At 42.5% G+C, this 20723-nt stretch carries 22 protein-coding genes and 2 pseudogenes; 17 read left to right on the top strand and 7 right to left on the bottom strand.

The features are described 5' to 3' along the window. Positions 1–764: 764 nt before the first annotated feature. Positions 765–947, bottom strand: coding sequence for an RNA-binding S4 domain-containing protein (locus AC6IZ0_RS05155; RefSeq protein ID WP_271732433.1), 183 nt, complete (start codon positions 945–947; stop codon positions 765–767). Between the two features lie 92 nt (positions 948–1039). Here AC6IZ0_RS05155 and AC6IZ0_RS05150 point away from each other — a divergent pair, with 92 nt between their 5' ends. Continuing rightward, positions 1040–1822 (top strand): ABC transporter permease, encoded by a 783-nt coding sequence (locus AC6IZ0_RS05150; protein ID WP_497725302.1) that lies wholly within the window; start codon positions 1040–1042, stop codon positions 1820–1822. 27 nt (positions 1823–1849) lie between these two features. Here AC6IZ0_RS05150 and AC6IZ0_RS05145 read toward each other — a convergent pair whose 3' ends face one another. Then, the gene (locus AC6IZ0_RS05145; protein WP_497726002.1) at positions 1850–2488 is read right to left on the bottom strand and encodes a Uma2 family endonuclease; all 639 of its coding nucleotides are present in this window, start codon (positions 2486–2488) and stop codon (positions 1850–1852) included. Positions 2489–2631: 143 nt separating this feature from the next. Between AC6IZ0_RS05145 and AC6IZ0_RS05140 the strand changes: the two genes are divergently transcribed. The 4 genes from AC6IZ0_RS05140 to AC6IZ0_RS05125 all read left to right on the top strand — a co-directional run bounded on the left by AC6IZ0_RS05140 (position 2632) and on the right by AC6IZ0_RS05125 (position 5671). Next, positions 2632–3351 (top strand): pyridoxine 5'-phosphate synthase, encoded by a 720-nt coding sequence (locus AC6IZ0_RS05140; protein ID WP_271732431.1) that lies wholly within the window; start codon positions 2632–2634, stop codon positions 3349–3351. 88 nt (positions 3352–3439) lie between these two features. Next, a complete protein-coding gene (locus AC6IZ0_RS05135; RefSeq protein WP_497725301.1) occupies positions 3440–4246 on the top strand; it encodes an ester cyclase in 807 nt (268 codons plus the stop codon). A 72-nt stretch (positions 4247–4318) separates the two neighbouring features. Further along, positions 4319–4648, top strand: a complete 330-nt coding sequence (locus tag AC6IZ0_RS05130; protein WP_271732428.1) for an MgPME-cyclase complex family protein — start codon at positions 4319–4321, stop codon at positions 4646–4648. 348 nt (positions 4649–4996) lie between these two features. Beyond that, on the top strand, positions 4997–5671 hold the full coding sequence (locus AC6IZ0_RS05125) for a hypothetical protein (RefSeq protein ID WP_271732427.1): 675 nt from the start codon (positions 4997–4999) through the stop codon (positions 5669–5671). Positions 5672–5958: 287 nt separating this feature from the next. Here the strand turns inward: AC6IZ0_RS05125 and AC6IZ0_RS05120 are convergent, their stop codons facing one another. The 3 genes from AC6IZ0_RS05120 to folD all read right to left on the bottom strand — a co-directional run bounded on the left by AC6IZ0_RS05120 (position 5959) and on the right by folD (position 8390). Further along, the gene (locus tag AC6IZ0_RS05120; protein WP_271732426.1) at positions 5959–6414 is read right to left on the bottom strand and encodes a divergent PAP2 family protein; all 456 of its coding nucleotides are present in this window, start codon (positions 6412–6414) and stop codon (positions 5959–5961) included. Positions 6415–6503: 89 nt separating this feature from the next. Next, complete coding sequence (crtE, locus tag AC6IZ0_RS05115; RefSeq protein ID WP_271732424.1) at positions 6504–7433, bottom strand: geranylgeranyl diphosphate synthase CrtE; 930 nt, start codon at positions 7431–7433, stop codon at positions 6504–6506. A gap of 78 nt (positions 7434–7511) precedes the next feature. Then, positions 7512–8390: a bifunctional methylenetetrahydrofolate dehydrogenase/methenyltetrahydrofolate cyclohydrolase FolD gene (gene folD, locus AC6IZ0_RS05110; protein WP_497725300.1), complete on the bottom strand. Its 879-nt coding sequence runs from the start codon at positions 8388–8390 to the stop codon at positions 7512–7514. Between the two features lie 216 nt (positions 8391–8606). Between folD and AC6IZ0_RS05105 the strand changes: the two genes are divergently transcribed. The 5 genes from AC6IZ0_RS05105 (at position 8607) to AC6IZ0_RS05085 (ending at position 11682) form a co-directional block, all read left to right on the top strand. Further along, positions 8607–8990 (top strand): hypothetical protein, encoded by a 384-nt coding sequence (locus tag AC6IZ0_RS05105; RefSeq protein ID WP_497725299.1) that lies wholly within the window; start codon positions 8607–8609, stop codon positions 8988–8990. Between the two features lie 54 nt (positions 8991–9044). Beyond that, complete coding sequence (locus AC6IZ0_RS05100) at positions 9045–9638, top strand: IS607 family transposase (RefSeq protein WP_497725298.1); 594 nt, start codon at positions 9045–9047, stop codon at positions 9636–9638. Then, positions 9523–10686 carry an RNA-guided endonuclease InsQ/TnpB family protein gene (locus AC6IZ0_RS05095; protein WP_497726001.1) on the top strand — a complete coding sequence of 388 codons (1164 nt, stop codon included), beginning with the start codon at positions 9523–9525 and terminating at the stop codon, positions 10684–10686. The genes AC6IZ0_RS05100 and AC6IZ0_RS05095 overlap by 116 nt, the downstream gene beginning before the upstream one ends. A gap of 63 nt (positions 10687–10749) precedes the next feature. Continuing rightward, positions 10750–11175, top strand: a complete 426-nt coding sequence (locus AC6IZ0_RS05090; protein WP_497725297.1) for an NUDIX hydrolase — start codon at positions 10750–10752, stop codon at positions 11173–11175. A 183-nt stretch (positions 11176–11358) separates the two neighbouring features. Beyond that, positions 11359–11682, top strand: a complete 324-nt coding sequence (locus tag AC6IZ0_RS05085) for a DUF1825 family protein (RefSeq protein ID WP_271732847.1) — start codon at positions 11359–11361, stop codon at positions 11680–11682. Positions 11683–11744: 62 nt separating this feature from the next. On the opposite strand, the gene AC6IZ0_RS05080 is transcribed toward AC6IZ0_RS05085, so the two are convergent. Beyond that, positions 11745–13667, bottom strand: a complete 1923-nt coding sequence (locus AC6IZ0_RS05080) for a transglycosylase domain-containing protein (RefSeq protein WP_497725296.1) — start codon at positions 13665–13667, stop codon at positions 11745–11747. A gap of 176 nt (positions 13668–13843) precedes the next feature. Between AC6IZ0_RS05080 and tyrS the strand changes: the two genes are divergently transcribed. The 4 genes and pseudogenes from tyrS to AC6IZ0_RS05060 all read left to right on the top strand — a co-directional run bounded on the left by tyrS (position 13844) and on the right by AC6IZ0_RS05060 (position 16974). Continuing rightward, a complete protein-coding gene (gene tyrS, locus AC6IZ0_RS05075) occupies positions 13844–15040 on the top strand; it encodes a tyrosine--tRNA ligase (protein WP_271732849.1) in 1197 nt (398 codons plus the stop codon). A gap of 53 nt (positions 15041–15093) precedes the next feature. Beyond that, a pseudogene (pyrF, locus tag AC6IZ0_RS05070) lies at positions 15094–15812 on the top strand (orotidine-5'-phosphate decarboxylase). After that, a complete protein-coding gene (locus tag AC6IZ0_RS05065) occupies positions 15809–16372 on the top strand; it encodes a hypothetical protein (RefSeq protein WP_497725295.1) in 564 nt (187 codons plus the stop codon). The pseudogene pyrF and the gene AC6IZ0_RS05065 overlap by 4 nt, the downstream one beginning before the upstream one ends. Before the next feature lie 24 nt (positions 16373–16396). After that, positions 16397–16974, top strand: a pseudogene (locus tag AC6IZ0_RS05060) (Uma2 family endonuclease). Positions 16975–17004: 30 nt separating this feature from the next. Here AC6IZ0_RS05060 and AC6IZ0_RS05055 read toward each other — a convergent pair. After that, entirely contained in the window at positions 17005–17682 is a 678-nt protein-coding gene (locus AC6IZ0_RS05055; RefSeq protein WP_497725294.1) for a uracil-DNA glycosylase, read from the bottom strand. A gap of 330 nt (positions 17683–18012) precedes the next feature. On the opposite strand from AC6IZ0_RS05055, the gene AC6IZ0_RS05050 reads away from it, so the two are divergent. The 3 genes from AC6IZ0_RS05050 to AC6IZ0_RS05040 all read left to right on the top strand — a co-directional run bounded on the left by AC6IZ0_RS05050 (position 18013) and on the right by AC6IZ0_RS05040 (position 20698). Then, complete coding sequence (locus AC6IZ0_RS05050) at positions 18013–19578, top strand: CPBP family intramembrane glutamic endopeptidase (RefSeq protein ID WP_497725293.1); 1566 nt, start codon at positions 18013–18015, stop codon at positions 19576–19578. Positions 19579–20193: 615 nt separating this feature from the next. Further along, entirely contained in the window at positions 20194–20469 is a 276-nt protein-coding gene (locus tag AC6IZ0_RS05045; RefSeq protein ID WP_271732836.1) for a TM2 domain-containing protein, read from the top strand. A gap of 37 nt (positions 20470–20506) precedes the next feature. Next, entirely contained in the window at positions 20507–20698 is a 192-nt protein-coding gene (locus AC6IZ0_RS05040) for a hypothetical protein (RefSeq protein ID WP_271732835.1), read from the top strand. The last annotated feature ends 25 nt before the right edge of the window (positions 20699–20723 follow it).

Raw genomic sequence — 20723 nt, 5'->3', positions numbered from 1 at the left:
CGAAATCCGGTCAATGTCAAAATATCTTACTCCTAGGTCTCTACTGAAGCTCAAAGTGATGCCGTTACTATTTATCATCAAGCATTGAGTTCAGTTCATTTGTTCATGCCGATAATCTACAAGAGCAATTTTTAATTTATCTAACAAAATTGCTGTTTTTTGTCGGAACTGTGTAACCTATCTTTTAGCTTAAAGATTTTTTTACTAATTGTCAAAAAAAATTAGAGAAAGTTGGAAAATTGTTTATCTGAAGCAACGTAATATTTCTCTAATGTAAATTATCTTGCTATTTTTCATATATTGCATATATGAAAACTTTTAGATGTATAATCTGATAGGAATACGGGGAAAAAGCCATACATTAATCAATTATTAATTTGTGATTTCCATGACTTAACACATCTGTGAGGATGTTTGTCAAGTCATGATTAGTGTATCAACTATTGTTTGACCCCACCCTAACCCTCCCCTTGTAAGGGGATGTTTGTCAAGTCATGATTAGTGTATCAACTATTGTTTGACCCCACCCTAACCCTCCCCTTGTAAGGGGAGGGGACTAGATTTTATTGTTTTTTGTGTGTTCCCCAATCCTTCCCAATCCTTCGGTGTTCGGTGTGTTCCCTGTTCCCTAAGATAAAAATTACCTGTTGAAAACTTATCAAACAACCTCTAAGAGTAAGTATTCAATCATTGAACAGCAATCTTTACCCTTTAATGGCAAGGACTTAACCAAAATCAGGGTAGGGTAGGTAATTTAGGGACGATTATACATCCACCTCAAAGGTTTTCCCTTCTACTGTTACTTTGTCGCCTAATACTAATTTGCGTCCTCTTCGGGTTTCCACTGTACCATTGACTTTTACGCCACCATCAATAATCATCAGCTTGGCTTGTCCTCCGGTTGCGGCTACACCCATGAATTTGAGAAACTGGTCTAGTTTAATCATTTAATTCGTTTTGCACGGGTCATATTTTATCCTATACGCCAGATGGCTAGTGATTCGCTATGCTGTCAGTATGTTGTTACTCTGGGTGCAAGGTGAGAAGATATTGGCAAGTACTAGGGTTATTTTGGAGTACGGCGATCGCATCTGAGATGGAGTATCGCCTGAATTTTCTGATAGCTACCCTCAGCAGTCTGGGTAATCTTGCAGGTAGTTTATTCGGACTCTTCTTATTTTACCGCACTGGTTACACCTTTACCGGCTGGTCATGGTCGGCGGCTTTACTAGTTCTGGGAATTTTTACTCTACTACAAGGGTTTGCAGCTACCTTTTTAGCGCCAAACCTCAATCGCATTGTCCGCCATGTCCAGGAAGGTACATTAGATTTTGTGTTACTCAAACCTATCCGCAGTCAGTTTTGGCTTTCGACTCACACCTTGTCACCTTGGGGACTACCAGATTTAGTTTTTGGTAGTATTGTCATTGGCTATGCAGGTACAAACCTGGGTTTAGGCATCAAGAATTACCTGATGAGTGCAGTACCGTTGTTATTTGGTTTGGTAATTCTTTATAGTCTCTGGTTTATACTGGGTGCAACCAGCATTTGGTTTGTAAAAATCTACAATTCTACAGAAGTTTTACGGGGCTTGTTAGAAGCTGGTAGATATCCTATGGTAGCTTATCCCACGGCTTACCGCTTTTTCTTTACCTTTGTAGTACCAGTGGCATTTTTAACTACAATACCAGCGGAAGCTATGCTGGGTCGGGGTGAAGTTAACTGGACAATAGGTGCTGGAATTTTAGCTGTGGTGCTGTTCTGGGTTTCTAGTAGTTTTTGGCGGTTTGCCTTGCGCTTTTATACCAGTGCTTCGAGTTAGGGCGAGAAGTGTACAAATTAAAAATAATTATAAATTACTGTTGAGCCAAGTTCTAAAATTACGCATAGCTTGACTTCTGCCAATAGTTAAACATTGCTGAACATATTCATTAATTAATTCCACAATGGGGATATTAGGAAAATTAGGACTAGATAGAACTTTGAGATATTTTCCTTGCTGTAGCACAGAAATTTCTAAACCTTGTTTTGTATATCGCCACAGTTCAGGAACTCGTAAAATCTCATAGTTATCAAATCGAGTCCGGGAAGTAATATCAATTTCAATTGCTAAATCTGGTGGTGGGTCTACAGTTAAATCAAGACGATTTTTAGCAATTACAGCAGCTTGATTTTGAATATAAAAACAAGTATCTGGTTCGACTGTTTGCCGCATTTGTTCGTTTTTTAGTGTAGTGGAACCAAAAGGTTCAAAATCAATTTGGAGTGTTTCTAGCAAAATTTTAACTAAATCACCAATATATTCTTTATCTTTTTCGTGTTCAGGTAAAGGAACCATAATTTCTAACCAACCATCACTATAAGAAATACGTGCAGCGCGTTTTTCTCCCATTTCTGCCAAAATATTTTCTAACTGCTGCCAAGTAATATCTTGTAGCAACATTTCTTGTCCTGGTTTGACGATAATCTGTTGTAGTTCTAAAAGCATACCGCCGCAAAGAGTGAGTGTAAATATTATTCTAAATCCTGCTTGGGGATTTAGGCGATCGCTCAACCATAATTCTATTGGTTAAATATAGCTAAAATCCGTTAAAATTAAAGCTTATGGATTATGGATAGGGGGATATAAGGGTGCCTACACTGGGGGTTAATATTGACCACATCGCCACCATCCGTCAAGCGCGACGGACAGTGGAACCAGACCCCGTAGCAGCGGCGGTACTGGCAGAATTAGCGGGTGCTGATGGCATTACTGTACATTTACGGGAAGATCGGCGGCATATTCAAGACAGAGATGTGTTACTGTTACGGCAAACAGTGCGATCGCACCTCAACTTAGAAATGGCCGCCACGGACGAAATGGTGAGAATTGCCCTTGATATTAAACCCGACTACGTGACCTTAGTGCCCGAAAAGCGGGAAGAAGTTACCACAGAAGGCGGACTAGATATCGCTGGGCAAACTGCTAGAATAGGGGAAATAGTTGATAAATTGCAGAGCGCTGGTATTCCGGTGAGTCTATTTATTGATGCTCAAGATGCACAAATTGAAGCATCTGTCAAGGTCAAAGCCCAATTTATTGAACTGCACACCGGCCAGTACGCTGAGGCTAAAGAGGAAAAAAGTCGCCAGCAAGAACTAGCCCTATTAGCTCACGGATGTGAGCAAGCAATAAAAGCCGGCTTACGGGTTAATGCAGGACATGGACTTACCTACTGGAACGTTTACCCCGTAGCTGCATTACCAGGAATGGAAGAACTCAACATTGGCCATACCATTATCAGTCGAGCAGCATTAGTAGGAATAGAAAGAGCAGTCCGGGAAATGAAACAAGCCATACAGGGGCTGTAACTATATCTACTGGTAGAAATTCAAAATAGAGGGGTTGGAACTGCGAAATCCACCAAATTTGGAGTTACATCTTTGAGAAGGAAGTTCTATGACCTCAACAGAGCCTAACGGTCTACCCCTTTGGGTACAGCACAGAGATCAAGTACTAGAACAGAGTACAAATATCGAATGGCGCTATGGCAAGTTTCCCGACTATACCCGTTCCAATGAGAATCTGGCGAAGGAGAGTACACGTAATCATCCCCAAGGTTCACTAGAGGCTATAGTGCAAAATCTGGTGAGAACTTTTGATGTAGAAGCTAACTTCAAAACCAACCCCCAGCAGTGGATATCAGTTGTCAATGATCAGTTCCGCATGAGTACCAATGGAGGTCCTAGCTACACTCTATCAGATGTGGTAGAGTCAGGGACTTACAAGCTGTTGATTGGTAATACTCAACATTACAAAGCTGCTGAGGAAAACTTTGAAACATCCACAAACCTCTTCCATACAGCATTTCCCGAAGGATTTCTCTGGGAGGTGTTAGAAGTGTTTTCAGCACCCCCGACTGTGGCTTTTAAGTGGCGACATTGGGGACACTTTAAAGGTGCATATAAGGACTACGCACCCACAGGAGAAACCATAGAAGTAATCGGTATGAGCATTGCCCATGTTAGCGATGACTTGAAAATCCTCTCCTTAGAACACTATTATGACAACACCAAGTTTTTGGAGAAGCTGACAGCAAGCGCAAAACCAGAAACTGGCGATCGCGATCGGGTGGTATCAGCCATACCAAAGCAGAAGCCAGGAAATTTTTGGAGTTTTCTCCAAAAATTGTGGTATGGGCAAGAAAAACCCAAAAGTGACTCAAGAAAACCTAGTGCTTGTCCATTTAGTGCCTTAATTAGGTAATTCCGGTTTAATTATTTTTCAGGGTGACAGTGGTGCATCTTCCTCAATTTATTGAATAGCAAGGGTTGAAAAATGCAAACATATTATTACGTTTTGGCAAGTCAAAAATTTCTCATCCACGAGGAACCAACCTCGGAGGTGCTCAAGGAGCGGACTCGATACTACCATGAACAAGAAAAAGAAATTGATTTTTGGTTGGTGAAGCAGCCAGCTTTCCTAGAATCACCTGAAATGGCACAGGTAAAAGCGAAGTGTCCTCAACCTGCCGCCGCCATTATTTCTACCAACCCCCAATTTATAACCTGGTTAAAACTGCGATTTGAGTATGTGATTACAGGAGAATTTCAGGCTCCCTCCGAGACTATCTCGGATCCTTTAGCATCTGTGAGCTATGTCTCTTAATATACTCTTATATTCCTGAGTTTGCTACTGAGGACTTTAGTCCTGATATTTTTGGGGACTAAAAGAGAAGAAAATCTAGGGTAGGTACAATACCTACCCTGACGGTAGGGGAACAAAAAATGCATTTTTGAAATCTTGGGCAAAGATTCCACCTGACGGGGAACAAAGAAGCTGCAAATCAAAAGATAAATTAGAGCCGTCTTGTGATGTGCAAGTGGTAGTGAATTTTGAAAGCAGTTTTGGGAGAATTTAGCTATCATTATCCTTCAATAGGTCTTGTTGAGAATCCGGTCAGACGGTTCTAGTTTCTTGGCTTCAACCCCTTTTTACCCCTCAAGAATTCCATTTATGCCTGCCAATTTTATCCAGAAATTTGATACTTTATCTAGGGCATTAGCACTGACTGCAGCCAGTTTGATGGGGAGCATGACTTTTGTGTCCGCCCAACAAAATCTTCCCGTTTGTGAACTCCCGCGCCCTGGGGAATATGTGTTATTGGTACTGAGTCCTAGGGCAGATAGTTACCAACAGCTACGCAATATTATACCAAATCAGATTCAAGCTACAACTTGCCGATATCTTACTGATACAGTCACACGCATAGGCGGATTTAACAGTATTGATGACGCGAATCGTTGGGGAAGATATATAAAGAATATTGCTGGCTTATCTAGTATCATCAGTACAAGAGCAGTAGCGGGTGATGTTGTACTAGATCCAGTTCAACCACCACCAACTCCAGGTCAGACAATTAGCTTTAATCCCCAATTACTAGGGGATGGTTATGCTGTATTGGTAGATTATTTCAATCGTCCAGAACTAGCAAATAGTATACAACAAGTAGTAGGCGGTAACATAGGTTTAGTTTCCTACGGACAACGCCCTTACCTATTGGCGGCTCATACTGGGAACCAACAAGAGGCATACAGGAAACTACAAAGGCTCAACGAAAGCGGTTTTTTTGCCATTCTAGTAGATGGAAATAAGGTAATGTTACTGCGCTCATCTGTAGCTGCTATATAAAAACTAGACAAAGCTAGACTTTACTTTCTACTTCAACGGGAGCATGGGAGCGGTTATCCCTGGTGTAGACTTGCACGCCTTAGCCAGACGCGATATTTCTCTTAAGATTTACAAGAAAGACTACCGCTATCATTGCTTGGTTTTCGCGTTGGCAATAGTCTTAATTCAATACTTGATATCGTATTATATATCAAGTGGGCGATTTTCTTAACTCACTTATGTCAATTGTTGTCAACATAAGTATAGTTTTGTCTATAAAATAGTCAGCTTAGGACTAGCTCTGTAAACTAGTAAGCAGACCGAGCTAACCAATAGATGGTTAAGCCCAAGGCGGAACCAGCGATCACCTGCACTGGTGTATGTCCGAGTAATTCCTTCAGACGGTCTTGACTAAAGTCTGGTTTTTCGTGGAATAATTCATCAATCATTTGATTGAGAATACGAGCTTGTTTACCAGCGGCTTGGCGGACTCCGGCAGCATCGTACATAACTATGATGGCGAAAACCGTAGCCAAAGCAAATTCAGCCGATGCCCAACCAAGACTTTCTCCCACACCGGCTGCAAGAGCGGTCACTAAAGCTGAATGGGCGCTAGGCATACCTCCAGTTGTAACTAAAACACGTACATTCAGTTTCCGATGTTTGACCAGCTCAACTATGAGCTTCAATGCTTGAGCAATGAAACAAGCTACCAGAGCAACCAGCAGCACCCGGTTATCTAAAATATGGCCTATGTCCTGCATGGTGTTTCGGTTCGGTTAGTAAATTTAGCGGCAATTATTTTCTGAGGAAACATTTTTATGCAACCCAAAATCCCAAGTCTAAGATTGACTTAGTGATTGCGACTGGTGATAAAGTAAGCCAGGGACTGGAGTGGGTGCGCCAATTTCCCGAAGGTTTCTAGTTCCTGACAGGCTGCTTCGACTAGCTGTTGAGCTTTGGAGCGTGACTCTTCGAGTCCCCACAGGCTAGGATAGGTAACTTTTTTAGCTATTAGGTCTTTACCGGCAGTCTTGCCTAATTGCTCCTGGGTGGCGGTGATATCTAAAATATCATCTATGATCTGAAATGCTAAACCAATGTTTTGAGAATAGCTGGTGAGTTTTTGTATATCTTGAGAAGATGCCCCGGCGAGTATTCCTCCACAAACGACGCTGGCTTCTAAAAGGGCAGCTGTTTTATGGTTATGAATGAAATTGAGGGTTTCTAGAGAAATATCTGATTTACCTTCGGAATCTAAATCAACCACTTGACCGCCCACTAAACCAGCTGCCCCTAGGGCTTTGCCCAGACGGGCGATTACTTGTAAAACTCGCTCTCTAGAAACGGTTTCGGGGGTTTGAGTGGCTACAAACTCAAAGGCGTAAGCCAACAAGCCATCACCTGCTAAGATGGCAATATCTTCACCATAAACCTTGTGATTTGTCAATCTCCCACGACGATAATCATCATTATCCATTGCTGGTAGGTCGTCGTGAATGAGAGACATTGTGTGTACCATTTCCATAGCACAGGCTGTGGGCATAGCCATGGAGATTGTACCGCCAATCATTTCACAGGCGGCAAGGCACAAAATGGGGCGCAGACGCTTACCTCCAGCTAATAGAGAGTAGCGCATGGATTGATAAATCTTTTCTGGATAGATCACAGGGATAGCCATATCCAAAGCAGTTTCACAAAGCTTTTGCCGCTCTTGGAGATAGGCTTCCAGGTTAAAGGTGGCTTGCTCTTTCATTTTCTGGAGGTTATCAGCTGCTACCATTCTTCAATTCCTTCTATTTTAGGGCTGGTTGGTTGTTTGTCTTATCCGTGACAATTTTAAACTGTTGACTGTTAAGTGTTAACAATTTGCTTTGTTTAAATAACTAGTAACTGTATTTTGTAACAACATGGCAACAGTCATGGGACCAACACCACCAGGAACTGGAGTCATATATTCGGCGACACTAGCAGTTGATTCCCAGTCAACATCTCCCACTAACCGACTTTTGCCACTGCTATCTGTTACACGATTCATACCCACATCTACCACAATAGAGCCTGGTTTGACTATTTCGCCGGTAATTAATCCTGGGCGACCTACAGCAGCAATAATAATATCAGCATTCTTGGTGATTTTACCAAGGTCGAGCGATCGCGAGTGAGCAATGGTAACAGTAGCATCAGCTTCCAGTAGCATTAAGGCCATTGGTTTACCTACTAAAATACTGCGTCCCACCACCACAACTTCTTTCCCCGGCAAAGAAATTTCATATTCCTGCAATAGCCGCATCACACCGGCTGGGGTGCAACTGCGTAAACCAGCCTCCCCCCGCACTAGCCGCCCTAAGTTAACTGGATGCAGTCCGTCAGCATCTTTGTCCGGGTCTATTTTATTTAACAGGGCTACAGCATCCAAGTGGCTAGGGAGAGGTAACTGCACGAGAATACCATCTACACGTTCATCTTGGTTGAGTGCGGCAATTACCTGCTCAAGTTCCCCTTGGGTTGTTTCTGTGGGAAAATGCTGACCAAAAGAAGCAATACCAACTTTAGTGCAAGCTCGTTCTTTGTTGCGTACATAAGCGGCTGATGCTGGGTTATCCCCCACCATTAATACAGCTAAACCAGGTAGCCGCCCAATTTTTCCTTGTGTTTGTGTAGTAATAGCTGAAATTTCTTGATGAATTTTTGCAGCTAAGGCTTTACCGTCGAGAATTTTGGCCGTTGTTGTTTTCATTGGAAAGGCTGTGAGGCGTGTTTACTTTTCGTAACATATTTGGGTTTTTTGCGTGCCTAACTACTTCAGGCATTGGCCCTTAGTTTCATAGGGTTTTGCTATCTAAAAGAATATACTCATATTATTTATCTTCTCAGATTAACTGTCTCATCTGAACAGGGAAGGATTGAAGAATCATTCCCCGAATCTGGAAATTTACCCACGGGAACTGACTCTATGCAACTAACAAAAAACTTTCATATTTGCAGCATTGCTTTGTTACTTTTAGCAGTACTTTGTAGTTGTAGTTCCTTGAGAACACCCAGCCTAAATGGAGGTAACTTGAGCATGGGTCAGAAAATCACCCTGATTCAGGAAATTAAACCAGCAACAGACCAGGGGAATATAGTTTACATCCGGGGTAAGGTAGAAAGGCAAGTTCCCCTAGTGAAGCAATGGGCATATCAAATTAATGACTCCACTGGCAAAATTTGGGTAATTACCCATCGACCCCATCTCCAAGAAGGCCAGGAAGTGGTAATTAAGGGTAAAGTTAGCTACAAGAGTATTACCCTGGCTGACCAAGAGTTTGGGGAAGTTTATCTAGAGGTTAGCCAATAGCTAGTTATTTGCTAATAATAGATTACATATCCTCATAAATGCTCAGATAGTAGTATGGCTTATGTACCACTACGAGAAGCAGTCAAACAACTGGGACTGCACCCACACACTTTAAGGAAGTACGCAGACAATGGCAAGATCGAAAGCATCAAAAACGAAGCAGGACAAAGACTTTTTAACGTTGAATCCTACCTCCGTGGTGCAGCTAGAACTTCCATTGTCTGCTACTGCCGAGTTAGTTCAACCAAGCAACGAGACGACCTTGGTAGACAAATCGCCTATATGCAATCACTCTACCCAGATGCCGAAATCATCAAAGATATCGGCAGTGGAATCAACTTTAAAAGAAAAGGACTGCAAGCCCTACTGGACAGACTTATGCTCGGAGATCAGCTCACGCTTGTTGTTACCTGTCGTGACCGACTCGCAAGGTTTGGATTCGAGCTTATTGAGTACATGGTCGAGCAAAACGGTGGACGAATCGTGGTTCTCGACAACACTGTACATTCCCCAGAGTCAGAGCTTACCTCGGATCTTCTCTCCATCCTCCACGTCTTCTCTCGTCGGATGCACGGACTCAGGAAGTACAGTAAAAAAATCAAGGAAGATCCGGATCTTCCTCACAACAGAGCAGAGGCGGATTGTTAAACAGTGGTTTGGTGTATCCAGGTTTGTTTACAACACTACTATCAAACTGCTGCAAGACTCTAGCATCAAGGCTAACTGGAAAGCGATTAAGACTGACATATTGAACGGATTACCAGAATGGAGTAAAGCAGTCCCTTATCAAATTAAATCAATTGCCATCAAAGATGCTTGTAAGTCTGTCAGCAATGCCAAGAAAAAGTTTAAAAACGGTGGTGGTGTTAGCAAGATTAAATTTAGGTCAAGAAAAGACGCTGTACAATCTTGCTACATTCCCAAATCTGCCGTAAAAGACTTAGGGATTTACCACACTGTATTAGGTAAGGTAACCTTCAAAGAAGACTTACCACAAAGCTTTGGCGACTGTCGTTTAGTATTTGCCTACCGTGATTACTATTTGACAGTTCCAGAGGATGTGCTGCAACGGAAGTCTGATAACCAAGGACGTGTTGTAGCACTTGACCCCGGTATCAGAACATTTATTACCTTCTTTTCTGAATGTAGTTTTGGCGAAATTGGCACATCTGCTAATTTACTTCAGAAGCTGTGTTTTCGTTTGGATAAGTTAATTTCTAAACTCACTAAAGCCAAGTGCAAACAAAGAAGAAGGATGAAACTTGCTGCTAGTAGACTGCGAGGTAAAATCAAAAACCTTGTAGACGAATTGCACAAGAAAACTGCTCGATTTTTGGTTAATAACTTTGACATTATTTTACTGCCCACCTTTGAAACATCCCAAATGTCTCAGAAGGCGAAACGACGAATTAGGTCAAAGTCAGTGCGCCAAATGTTAACACTCTCTCACTACCGATTTAAGTGTTTTCTCAAGCATAAGGCTTTTGAGACTAATAAAGTAGTGATGGATGTGAACGAAGCGTACACATCAAAAACAGTCAGTTGGACTGGTGAAATCATCCCCAACCTTGGTGGTGCTAAATTCGTTAAGTCTCCATCTGACGGGCGGGTAATGAGCCGGGACATAAATGGTGCGCGGGGGATTTTCCTACGTGCATTGGTTGATACGCCCTCTCTTAAAGAGTGTATTTGTTAGTGAAATTTAGCAAAAAAGTATCGGAAAGTTAAGATAATTCCGAGAAATTACCCATAAAAATCCATGATTAAGCAACCAGTTCATGTAGCGATCGCAATTCTTTATCAACAAGATAAATTCCTCATGCAACTGCGAGATAATATCCCTGGTATTCTCTACCCTGGTTACTGGGGGCTATTCGGTGGTCATCTGGAAGATGGCGAAACGCCAGATGCAGCACTCCAGCGAGAAGTAATCGAAGAAATCGGCTACAGTCTGCCAAAATTTTTTGCATTCCGCTGTTATGTAGATGATACTGTGGTTCGTCATGTGTTTCATGCACCACTCTTAGTCGAATTAAATCAACTAGTTTTAAACGAAGGGTGGGACATGAGATTATTAACACCTGAAGATATTCGCCAAGGTCAGTGTTATTCGCCAATAGCCGATGAAGTAAGACCTTTAGGGGATATACATCAGCGCATCATGTTAGATTTTATCGGTGATTAAGAAATGCCCATCTTGCCCCATAAGTCCCAGTCCCCTGGTACCACATAGTCAAGTGTTGAAATTCGGGTAAAAAACCGTACTTAAGCCGAAACTACTTTTCTATCTGAATTCCCTAGACTAAGATAATGATAGAGGCAAAAATATAAGCTACTGAGTCTCAACACTCAGTTTAATACAAGCAAAATGGGATTCTTTGACTCTGATATAGTTCAGCAGGAAGCAAAACAGCTGTTTGAGGATTATCAAGCACTAATCAAACTTGGCAGCAACTACGGCAAGTTTGATCGTGAGGGCAAAAAGCTATTCATCGAGCAAATGGAAGCTATGATGGATCGCTATCGCGTCTTTATGAAGCGATTCGAGCTGTCAGAGGATTTTATGGCGCAGATGACTGTGCAGCAACTCAAAACTCAGCTAGGTCAATTTGGCGTAACTCCCCAGCAGATGTTTGAGCAAATGCATCTGACCCTAGAGCGTATGAAAACCGAACTAGAAAAACAGCAGTAGTGAATTTAAATTTCTTGGTGCAATTTTAGTTTTTTGAAAAAAACTAAAATTGCACTAATTATTTATGGTTTAGGTTGCTCAAACTGCGAAGGTGGCTTAAAGTTCTGTGAAGGTACACCTTTGAGGGCTTGTTCCATAAAATCTTTCCAGATAGGAGCCACCATACCGCCACCGGTTGCACCTCTAGATAATGGTCTGTTATCGTCTCTACCCACCCAGACAGCAGTTGTTAACTGTGGTACAGTCCCGACATACCAAATATCCCTTTCAGATGAAGTTGTTCCTGTCTTACCAGCACTAGGACGACCTATATCCGCGGCTCTACCAGTGCCGTTAGTTACTACTGAACGCATAACATCAATGGTGGCTGCTGATGCCCATGGGTCGAGAACTAACTGTGGTTTGGGTGTATTATCTAACAAGATATTGCCACTACTATCGGTGACACGGGCCATAATCGTCGGTGGCGACTTCCAGCCATAATTGGCAAAGGTAGCGTAAGCACTCGCTAGTTCCAGAGGTGTTATGCCTATAGCTCCTAGGGGTAAAGAAGTCACAGGTTTCATGGGACTATTGATACCCAAGGTACGGGAGACTTCTACAACTTTATTCATGCCTATAGACATACCCACCCTAATCACGGGAATATTACGAGACTGGGCTAGGGCGGAACGTATTGTCATTCCACCTTGAAAGCCACCATCATAGTTTCTGGGACTGTACCAACCGCTACCATCTCGATAACTAACTGGTGTATCTTGCACTATGGTATCTGGTGTATACTTACCAGTGGCAAAAGCGGCATAGAATACTAGTGGTTTAAAAGCAGAACCTGGTTGACGCTGGGCTTGGGTTGCACGGTTAAATTCACTAGTTCGGGAATTTACACCCCCTACTAGAGCCTTAACAAACTGCGTCCGGGGGTCAATAGCTACCAGAGCAATTTGATTACCCCTTAACCCCTGACTGCTCAATTTTTGATGCCAGTTGCTGACAGTTTGTTCTGCCATAATTTGGAAATCAGCATCAACAGTGGTTTGCACACGCATTCCACCTTTTATCAGTGCGTCACGCCCAAATTTTTGAACTAACTCCCGAGACACAGTATTAGTAATATAAGGTAAAGCGCTACCTTGGAAAGAGCGAATTCTGCCAAACTTAAGTTCTTGGTTGAGAGCCTGATCATATTCATCCTGGCTAATCCAGTTCAAATCGAGCATCCGCCCCAAAACTTCTCTTTGTTTGCGTTTTGCCAGTTCCATATTCGCAAAGGGGCTAAATTCTTCTGGTGCTTGAATTAGTCCCGCCATCATGGCTGACTCAGCCAAGTTTAAAATTTCTGCTGACTTGTTAAAGTAACTGCGTGCTGCTGTTTGTACACCATAGTTATTATGACCCCAATAAACCTGATTGAGGTACATTTCTAGAATTTCTTCTTTCTTGAGGATTTGCTCTAACCTAATTGCTAGTACTGCTTCAGCTAACTTCCGGGTAAAAGCACGCCTGTGAGATAAAAACAAATTTTTTACCAGCTGCATGGTGATAGTAGAGCCTCCTTCGCGCACACCACCTGCTAGCAAGTTCGTTACCAAAGCACGTCCCACACCACTGGGATTGATACCGTGGTGATCGTAAAAATGACTATCTTCACTGGCTAGCACTGCCCGTTTAAGGTGCGGGGAAATTCTATTTAGGGGAATCACCTCCCGGTTAGCTTCTCCGTGAAGACTAGCTAGTAGTTTACCATTAATGTCATAGATATAACTTGTTTCCGAGGGAAAAAAGTTACGCATCTGTCTGACATCTGGTAAGTTACGGAAACTAACAGCCAGACCAACCAGCCCCCCGGCTACAATGGAGCTGGCCAGCATGGTGATTGACAGTAGAGTACCGCCAGTTATTTGGCCTACTCCTTTGAAAAACTCAAAACCTGATGAAGCGTGACCTTGCGGTTGCTTATTTGTCAAAGTCCTAGAAGACGACACGGCTTTCTTACTTCCTCACTTGTAAATATAACTGTAATTTATTCAATGAAGCTAGGCGGTTAATTTTTTGCCATTATATTAATTCGGTAGATTAAACTGCGGACATATTGCCTATGAGTATCACCAACCAGCCTTCCTATAGAGTACAAAACATAGTTAATGGTGAATCTGTGAGTATGAAAGAAAATTTTTTTTGGCTGCATCGTGGCGTGGTGGAAGTTTTCCCCCAACCAACTGATGCTGATAGTGAAACTGAAAGTTTAGAGAAACGCCTGTTAACTACGAACCGACCTTTAAGGATCAAACTGGGAATTGACCCCACAGGATCTGATATTCATCTTGGTCATAGCATACCAGTACGGAAACTGCGATCGTTTCAAGATGCTGGTCATACTGCTGTTTTGATTATTGGTGATTTTACCGCTCGTATTGGCGATCCTACAGGTAAGTCTGAGGTGCGCCGTCAGCTTACAGAAGCAGATGTGGCACGCAATGCTCAAACTTATCTTGACCAGGTGCGTCCTATCTTAGATTTTGACACGCCTGGTAGATTGGAGGTGCGTTATAACTCGGAATGGCTATCCCGGCTTAATTTAGGGGAGATTCTCGAGTTACTCTCTACTATGACTGTGGGACAGATGTTAGCCAAAGAGGGATTCGCGGAACGCTATAAAAAAGAGAATCCAATTTTCCTTCATGAGTTCCTCTATCCATTGATGCAAGGCTATGATTCAGTGGCTGTGGAAGCAGATGTAGAGTTAGGGGGAACTGACCAAAAGTTTAACATCGCTGTGGGGCGAGACTTGCAACGGCATTTTGGACAAAAGCCACAGTTTGGGTTACTGCTGCCGATTTTAATCGGTACGGATGGGGTGCAAAAAATGTCTAAGTCTCTCGGTAATTATGTCGGGTTATCAGAACACCCAGCCCAAAAATATCAGAAGTTACAAGGTGTTCCTGATAATTTACTATCTCAGTATTTTGAACTGTTGACTGATTTACCTTTGGATCAACTGCCAGAAAATCCCCGCGATCGCCAAATGCTTTTAGCATGGGAAGTTGTGCGACAATACAACGGTGAAGCTGCTGCTATTCAGGCTAAGGATGCGGCCAAAAGCGGTGGTAAGGAAGGTGCAGTTCCAGAGTTCTCCCTGGCGGGAGTCTCGGAGTTTCCTGTGAAGTTGGCTTACCTTCTGAATGTGACGGGTTTATGTAAAAGTACTGGGGAAGGTAAACGCAAAATTCAGGAGGGTGGTGTACGTCTAGATGGCGATCGCATTACTGATGTTGATACCATTTTTCAGGGGGAGAGTGAATTAGAGGGGCGGGTTCTACAAGTTGGCAAAAATAAGTTTGTCCGTTTAGTGCTTTAATGGCAGTTGGGAACAGATGTAGAGGCCTGAGCGGCTTCCCCTAGGGTACACAGATGAACACACATAAAAAGATTATTGTGCCTTTGGATGTGCCGGATTTACAAAGTGCGATCGCTCTTGTAGACCGGTTACCCCTGGTAGATTTCTGGAAGGTGGGTTTAGAATTATTTACTAGTTCTGGGCCAGCAATTCTGGAAGTTTTAAAGTCTCGCCAAAAGCGGATTTTTTTAGATTTGAAGTTTCACGACATCCCCAATACTGTGGCGGGGATTGTCGTGCTGCTGCTGGTTATGGGGTGGATTTACTCACAATTCACGCTACTGCTGGTCAAGATGCTTTAAAAGCTGCTTGGTCAGCTGTACAGGAGGGGGCGTTACAGGCGGGTGTGAAACCACCTCAGTTAATTGCTATCACCCTACTTACAAGTATTTCTTCTCGGCAGCTGGCAATTGATTTGAAGGTTCCCCTAGAATTACCAGAGTATGCTTTAGCAATGGCACTCATGGCTCAGGAGTGTGGGTTAAGTGGTGCTGTTTGTTCACCCCAAGAGGTAGCACAGTTAAGGCAAATTTGTGGCGATGACTTTTTGCTGGTTTGTCCAGGTATCCGCCCCAGTTGGGCACGAAAGGCAGATCAAAAGCGATCGCTGACCCCCGCCGAAGCTATACTCGCTGGCGCAGACTACCTAGTAATTGGCCGTCCTATTACTGGGTCTGATGATCCTCAGTTAGCCTGGAATCAGATCGTTGAGGAATTAACCACGTTGGCATGAAGGCAAAAGTCAGGAGAAGCAATTATCGCTGGTGGTTTATAGTTGTCTGGGGAGTCTTGACAGCAAATACTATGAATAATCCCGTATTTGCCCATATACCTATGTCACTAAACCAGAAAGAAACTCTTTGTTCTCAGACAAGTTTAGAAAAATTAACTACTCAGCTATTGCGTGATTTACCTGGCTATGCTAACCGTGCATCTCAGCGCGCCCGTCGTCGTAGTAGAAGCAGTGACATTTATAGCTATATGCTGGTGGCGGGAAAACCTGAATTTGCACCTCTACCCCTCAACATAGATGAGCGGCAAAATACAACGGTGGTTGAACAGGTTTTTTTTACTACTTTAGTAAGGCAGTATATCAGCGGCAAAGCTGTAGAATCGCAGCAATTTCACCGGCTGTTATTGACAAAATCTCTCACTGGTTGGCGTTTGGTAATGATGTTTACCCAAGAAGGTAATTATCCCCAACAGCAGGTAGTATCTCCCCCCAGGGATAGTAGTAACGGTGTGGTTGCACAAGCTGTAAAAACTTGGTTGCGAGACTGTCGGGCGCAGTAGTCAAAATTTTTCAGGTAAACAGTCATGATAGCTATTCCTCAACCCAGGGAAAAAATGTCAGTTCAAGAATATCTGGAATGGGAACCCCAGCAAGATATTCGTTATGAATATGTCAAAGGCGAAATTTTCGCCATGACGGGGGAACAATTCCCCACAATGATATTACCCTCAACCTTTATAGTGCCTTACGTCCTCATCTGGGTGGTAAAGGTTGTCGAATCAATGTCTCAGATGTCAAAGTCCAAGTTTCTCTGGAAAGTCCTTATTATTATCCCGATCTGATTGTCAGCTGTCATCCTCAAGACATTAAAGCCCAGAAATTTATTCAACATCCTAGGATAATTGTGGAAGTTCTTTCCCCAGGAACTAGCGCCAGAGATAGAGGTGAAAAATTATCAAATTATCTGCAAATGCCGAGTTTACAAGAGTATCTTTTAATTGACTCAGCAAAAATTGCCGTTGAGCGTTACTCAAGGGGGGAAGGTAGAATGTGGCTTTATTATCCCTATATCCCAGGAGACATGATTACTCTAGCAAGTATTGATTTTGAGTTTCCTATTGAGCTCCTCTATGAAAATCTAGTATTTGGGAGTCAGGAATAAAATAACTGTAGTCAGAATCCTTAACTTCTGCTATTTGTCAGTAATTTCATCTAACTTAGCGCGGACTGCTTGCATATCTTGCCACATTAACCATTTAGGCTTACCTACTTCCTTAGAAGGGTTACGCAGCAAATAAGAAGGGTGAAAAATCGGCATACACAAACGCCCCTCCCACTCCATCCACTGACCGCGAATTTTGGTCATTGCTTGTTTATCGCCGGTGATACCTTTTACCGCTGTTGCACCAGTGAGTAAAATTATTTTCGGGTCAACAAGGCGAATTTGTTCTAACAAGTAGGGTTTGCAAGCGGCAATTTCATCAGGGGTAGGGACTCGGTTTTGTGGTGGACGACACTTATTAATATTGGCAATGTATACATCACGTTCAGTACTCAGATTCACAGATGCTAATATTTTCTCTAGTAACTGTCCTGATCTGCCGACAAATGGTAAACCAGTCTCATCTTCACTTTGACCAGGGGCTTCACCTATGACCATAATTGGTGCTTGGAGATGACCACGCCCCACAACAGCATGAGTCCGACTGTCTCCCAAGGTACAACGGTGACAGTGATGACAATCCTGTGCCAACTCGCTAATATTCTTGTATGTTCCCGGTATGATGGGGATTTTTGCGTCTGTAGGAATTAAATCTCGCGGGTTCGAGTTGGGGTGGTCAAAAAGGTTGAGTTGGATGTCGCTGCTCATGAAAACGAAAATTTTAGGTTAGCAACAGATGACCTATTGCTGGCTGAGTCATGATATTACCATTTTCCAGTAGCGTTCATAAAACCCAACCCCAGCATCAAGTACTGACATCAATATAGAAATCCGGTTTGGTTTCTGAATTGATTTGTCTAGGTAGGGAACAGGGAACAGGTAAGAAGAATTGCCGTTTGTACTGAGTCTTGTTCAAAAATCAAATAGAAGTCCTATATATTAAAAATATTAATATATTGATCAACCTGCGGCTGTTTCTTGCAAAGATTATGAAGCAAAGGGTAAGCCTTGCCCTGGTGAATTGTTCAAGGGGAATAGATGACGATTAAGCGGTTAATTTTATTTTTTGTCCTCACACCGATAGCAGTCCTGTTGTCAGTCTCGTCTTTATTCGGTAGTTTACAAGAACCCCAGTTTCAGACAACTTTGGAACTGTACCAAACTAATATTGCACTCCAAGCCCAAACTTGGCTGCCAGAAGATATTAATGACGATAATTTGTCAGCAATTAAAGCTGCCATTGTGGGAGATAAACCTCTAGAAAGTGCTACCAAGCAATATCAGCAGGTACGTGAGTCGGTTCAAACAAATTGGGATAAGGTTCAAAACCAACTTGCTCAACCTCAGACTATTCCCCTACCTCCTAAACCTTTAGGAGGGGAACCCCCCCAAAGTCAGGCTTCGCCTGAAGACAAGCAAGAAAAGTTACGGCGATCACTCCAACAACTGCAAAAATTACGGGCTGACTTAGACTTAAGTCTGGGAATTTTACAAGCAAAGCAAGGACAGACAGATACGGCCATCCAGACTTGGGAAGAATTGCAGCAAACCGGGGAAGTAAATCCAGTGCGGGAAACTGCTGCTGTGTTGACTGGTCTATGGAGTACTCCCCCCCGTGTCTTACCCAATGCTCAACAGCTGATTAATCAAAATTTAGATGGTTGGTTTCGCTCTACTGCTTTAATTGAACTGTATCAACTGCAACAACGACAGGCAGCTTTATCGGAAATTAGAGCGGAACAACAAGAAGCTGCTAGCCAGTCTGTGACAAAACTAGCCCTAATTGCCACAATTCCCACGGTGACAGCATTAATGGGTCTAATATTACTGGTTTTCTTGATTGGTCAGCGTTTGCTCAAGGGGAAAGCTGCTTTATTGGCTCGCCATGCTGATTTATCTTGGTCAACGCCTTGGGGTGGAGAAACCATTTTACAAGTTTTTGTGGTGGGCTTTTTCTTTATGGGGCAAATCTTTGTGCCTCTGTTGCTATCCCTATTACCCATAGAGCGCCCTATTGTCAATGTGCGCTTTCAGGCTTGGTCGGTGTTAGTTAGCTATATGATGGTGGCATCAGGTGCACTGCTGGTGCTGTATTTATCGATTAAGCGTTTTTTGCCGCTCCCAGACCAATGGTTTCGCTTCCGGTTGCAGGATGGATGGTTTTTATGGGGATTTGGGGGTTATTGCGCGGCTTTGCCGATAGTGGTACTGGTGTCGTTGATTAATCAACAATTATGGCGGGGTCAGGGGGGTAGTAATCCTCTGTTACAACTAGCTTTGGAAAGTCAAGATAGTATGGCTCTGGGGCTGTTTTTTTTGACGGCTGCGATCGCCGCCCCCATTTTTGAAGAACTGCTGTTTCGCGGCTTTTTATTGCCTTCTTTGACTCGTTATGTACCTGTGTGGGGAGCAGTTATTTTCAGTAGTTTGTTGTTTGCGATCGCCCATTTGAGTTTATCAGAAATCCTGCCTTTAACAGCTTTGGGTGTGGTTTTAGGGATAGTGTACACGCGATCGCGTAATCTCTTGGCACCTATGCTTGTCCATAGTCTGTGGAATAGTGGCACTCTAGTGAGTCTCTTTATCTTAGGTAGTAGTAATTAATATAACATTGCTACACGGTTGATAATTTGTCAACGATTTGTTTTTATTTGCATATAATAACTATTGCACACCAAAATTCCCCACTCAGTTACTAGGCTGATCAGCTAATGTTGTACTTGTAGCAAAGTTTCCTGAATCATCAGGAAATAGCATCTACAAATAATACAAGTACTATGCATTAGTATTTAATTAATCCCACAAAACACAGCTAACTGCACTTGAACCCTATATCCTTGTAGGGAATGGGGCGCAGGTTAACACAGCGGCTGTGGTCTTGTAATATTAACGAATTGTTAATATTAATTAGAATATAGTCATCCTATTTGAGTTGAGAAATTATCAGTGAGGAAAGGGAACAGGGAAGAGAAATTGTTCATGAATCATTTAGGATTGCTATACTTTCCAAACATACTCAGAGGAATTATTCCTCTGGATCATATTGTCAAATTTGTATTTAAAATATACCAGTTAGCTTTAATGATGAATGTGGAAAATGTAGCTAGCAAAAACTTCAAAATCTATTTAGTCAATATTTACTGAAAAAATATGTTGGGTCATTTAAGTATCGATTAAAATTCTAATTTTATATTCACTTCCGAGCCGAATAGAACTAATATGGCAAATTTCAACACCACTCAACCAACTAAACAACTGATTGCTGGTTACTGCGGCATTATTTGCGGAGGATTTGGAGTTCATAAATTCGTTCTGGGATATACTCCAGAAGGCTGCATCATGTTGATTATAGCTTTAGTTGGAGGTTATTTTACCTACGGCATTAGTTTATTAATTATGCAGCTTGTGGGTTTAATTGAGGGCATGATCTATTTAAACAAAACCTCGGAAGATTTTGTTAATACCTATTTTGTGAATAAGCAGGGGTGGTTCTAGAAGTTGCTATTAGCCAGGGGAACTTATTTTTAGAGATATGCTAACAATTAAACCTAAATCTCTCACATGGGCGATGTTGCTGCTGCTGGGTATGGGCTACTTCAGCGCCGTGTCTATTTTGGACATCAACTATTTTGGTAAGAGTCTGATTGCTATGATGCCTATACAAGTGGTAGCTGTGATATATGTAACTTATATCAGAAAGATGGCTACAAAAATTCAACATTAGCGCATAAGTTTATGATCATTGAAGT

The organism is Anabaenopsis sp. NIES-4685, from assembly GCF_059725405.1.
The sequence above is the reverse complement of the archived record's forward strand: the minus strand, read 5'-3'. Positions and strand labels throughout refer to the sequence as shown.

Coding starts and splice junctions, on each gene's coding strand:
- AC6IZ0_RS05130 (WP_271732428.1), top strand. CDS start 4,319: ATGCAAACATATTATTACGTTTTGGCAAGTCAAAAATTTCTCATCCAC.
- AC6IZ0_RS05105 (WP_497725299.1), top strand. CDS start 8,607: ATGCAACTAACAAAAAACTTTCATATTTGCAGCATTGCTTTGTTACTT.
- AC6IZ0_RS05155 (WP_271732433.1), bottom strand. CDS start 947: ATGATTAAACTAGACCAGTTTCTCAAATTCATGGGTGTAGCCGCAACC.
- AC6IZ0_RS05055 (WP_497725294.1), bottom strand. CDS start 17,682: ATGAGCAGCGACATCCAACTCAACCTTTTTGACCACCCCAACTCGAAC.
- tyrS (WP_271732849.1), top strand. CDS start 13,844: ATGAAAGAAAATTTTTTTTGGCTGCATCGTGGCGTGGTGGAAGTTTTC.
- AC6IZ0_RS05050 (WP_497725293.1), top strand. CDS start 18,013: ATGACGATTAAGCGGTTAATTTTATTTTTTGTCCTCACACCGATAGCA.
- AC6IZ0_RS05135 (WP_497725301.1), top strand. CDS start 3,440: ATGACCTCAACAGAGCCTAACGGTCTACCCCTTTGGGTACAGCACAGA.
- AC6IZ0_RS05045 (WP_271732836.1), top strand. CDS start 20,194: ATGGCAAATTTCAACACCACTCAACCAACTAAACAACTGATTGCTGGT.
- crtE (WP_271732424.1), bottom strand. CDS start 7,433: ATGGTAGCAGCTGATAACCTCCAGAAAATGAAAGAGCAAGCCACCTTT.
- AC6IZ0_RS05085 (WP_271732847.1), top strand. CDS start 11,359: ATGGGATTCTTTGACTCTGATATAGTTCAGCAGGAAGCAAAACAGCTG.
- AC6IZ0_RS05125 (WP_271732427.1), top strand. CDS start 4,997: ATGCCTGCCAATTTTATCCAGAAATTTGATACTTTATCTAGGGCATTA.
- AC6IZ0_RS05145 (WP_497726002.1), bottom strand. CDS start 2,488: ATGCTTTTAGAACTACAACAGATTATCGTCAAACCAGGACAAGAAATG.
- AC6IZ0_RS05090 (WP_497725297.1), top strand. CDS start 10,750: ATGATTAAGCAACCAGTTCATGTAGCGATCGCAATTCTTTATCAACAA.
- AC6IZ0_RS05120 (WP_271732426.1), bottom strand. CDS start 6,414: ATGCAGGACATAGGCCATATTTTAGATAACCGGGTGCTGCTGGTTGCT.
- folD (WP_497725300.1), bottom strand. CDS start 8,390: ATGAAAACAACAACGGCCAAAATTCTCGACGGTAAAGCCTTAGCTGCA.
- AC6IZ0_RS05040 (WP_271732835.1), top strand. CDS start 20,507: ATGCTAACAATTAAACCTAAATCTCTCACATGGGCGATGTTGCTGCTG.
- AC6IZ0_RS05100 (WP_497725298.1), top strand. CDS start 9,045: ATGGCTTATGTACCACTACGAGAAGCAGTCAAACAACTGGGACTGCAC.
- AC6IZ0_RS05065 (WP_497725295.1), top strand. CDS start 15,809: ATGAAGGCAAAAGTCAGGAGAAGCAATTATCGCTGGTGGTTTATAGTT.